The sequence below is a fragment of the Mycobacterium nebraskense genome (assembly GCF_002102255.1).
In the GTDB taxonomy this organism is placed as follows: domain Bacteria; phylum Actinomycetota; class Actinomycetes; order Mycobacteriales; family Mycobacteriaceae; genus Mycobacterium; species Mycobacterium nebraskense.
Genome location: NZ_LQPH01000039.1, coordinates 1 through 1418, shown reverse-complemented (window position 1 = coordinate 1418; position 1418 = coordinate 1). Strand labels below are relative to the sequence as shown.

Annotated in this window: 1 protein-coding gene; it reads left to right on the top strand. The window is 64.1% G+C overall.

From position 1 onward, the window contains the following. Window positions 1-125: 125 nt before the first annotated feature. Window positions 126-1361, top strand: coding sequence for an IS256 family transposase (locus tag AWC17_RS04585; RefSeq protein WP_042909891.1), 1236 nt, complete (start codon window positions 126-128; stop codon window positions 1359-1361). Window positions 1362-1418: the final 57 nt, after the last annotated feature.

Sequence of the window (1418 nt, the reverse complement as noted above, 5' to 3'; positions counted from 1 at the left end):
AGTTGCGTCCAGCAGAGTGGTGTACGAGCCGGTGATGACCGGCGTGTCGTAGCCGGATGAATGAAGGTCATCGCGTGATTCTTCGAGGGACCGACCAAAGTCACTCGAGCAAAGGAATCAACGCGATGACCATTGCCCACGATATCGACCTGTCTGCCGTGCTGGCCGAACGACTCACCACCACGCACCCTGATGTGCTGCGCGAGTTGTTGGCCGCCTTCATTCACGCCCTGATGGGCGCCGAAGCCGACGCGGTGTGCGGTGCCGGCTACGGCCAGCGCAGCAGCGAGCGCACCAATTCCCGCAACGGGTATCGGCACCGCGAGTTTGACACCCGCGCAGGCACATTGGATCTGGCGATTCCCAAGCTAAGGCAAGGTTCGTACTTCCCGGACTGGCTGCTGGAACGGCGCAAACGCGCCGAGCGGGCCCTGACCACGGTGGTGGCTACCTGCTACCTGCTGGGCGTTTCGACGCGGCGGATGGACAAACTCGTCGAGACTCTGGGCATCACCAGCTTGTCGAAGTCCCAGGTCAGCGTGATGGCCAAAGAGCTCGACGCCGCGGTCGAGGCGTTCCGGACCCGGCCACTGGATGCAGGCCCGTACACGTTCATGGCTGCTGACGCCCTGGTGCTCAAGGTTCGCGAAGCAGGCCGGGTGGTCAACGTGCACGCGCTGATCGCCACCGGGGTCAACGCCGAGGGCTACCGCGAAATCCTGGGCATCGACGTCACCACCGCCGAGGACGGGGCCGGCTGGCTGACCTTCCTGCGGTCGCTGACCGCCCGCGGCCTATCAGGGGTCCGTCTGGTCACTTCCGACGCCCACGCCGGTCTGGTGGCCGCGATCGGCGCCACCCTGCCTGGGGCATCGTGGCAACGGTGTCGCACCCACTACGCCACCAACCTGATGGCCATCACTCCGAAATCATCGTGGCCGTGGGTACGCACACTACTGCATTCGGTCTTCGATCAACCTGACGCCGGTTCCGTTGCAGCCCAATATGACCGCATCATCGACGCACTGGCCGACAAGCTCCCCAAGGTCGCCGACCACCTCGAAGACGCCCGCGCCGACCTGCTCGCCTTCACCGCCTTCCCCAAACAAATTTGGCGGCAGATCTGGTCCAACAACCCACAAGAACGACTCAACAAGGAAATCCGCCGGCGCACCGACGTCGTCGGAATCTTCCCCGACCGCAACGCCCTAATCCGCCTCGTCGGCGCGGTGCTGGCCGAACAACACGACGAATGGGCCGAATCCCGCCGCTACCTCGGCCTCGACGTCCTCAGCAAATCCCGCGCCGACCACACGCCATCAACAGAACAGGAGGACACCCCGGCGGCACTGACCGCCTAAACCACCAAGTCGAAGAATCACACGACGACGTCGTACACCACGTCCCTGGACTTGACC

Excerpts from the sequence above, each read along its gene's own strand:
- AWC17_RS04585 (WP_042909891.1), top strand. The coding sequence starts at position 126 with ATGACCATTGCCCACGATATCGACCTGTCTGCCGTGCTGGCCGAACGA.